This is a genomic window from Shewanella nanhaiensis (assembly GCF_019457885.1).
GTDB classification, from domain to species: Bacteria; Pseudomonadota; Gammaproteobacteria; order Enterobacterales; family Shewanellaceae; genus Shewanella; species Shewanella nanhaiensis.
Window position 1 is genome coordinate 1 of record NZ_JAHZST010000070.1, and the last position, 370, is coordinate 370.

The window sequence follows — 370 nt, forward strand, 5'->3', positions numbered from 1 at the left end:
CCGCTCGACTTGCATGTGTTAGGCCTGCCGCCAGCGTTCAATCTGAGCCATGATCAAACTCTTCAATTAAAGTTTTTTTGTTCTCATCCGATTAAGGATGAAGAACGGCTCAACGAATTATACTGTTGCTTTGTTTCCACTTTTAAAAAAGTGAAATCAAAACTAAACATATTGACTCGAACTAAGTTCGAATCTATGAACACTCATTCATTGAGTAATATTTTGATTGCCAACATTCCGAAAAACAGAAGACAATTTCGAATAACTCAACACCTGTGAGTGTCCACACAGATTTCTTGTTTTGAATTGTTAAAGAGCATCACACTATTGTGTGGCCGTTGACGCTTGGTCGTTGGCTTGAGGAGGCGTA

The 370-nt window shown here is 39.2% G+C and carries 1 rRNA gene; it reads right to left on the reverse strand.

The features are described 5' to 3' along the window. A 16S ribosomal RNA gene (locus tag K0625_RS24385) occupies positions 1-69 on the reverse strand; the annotation flags it as partial. Positions 70-370: the final 301 nt, after the last annotated feature.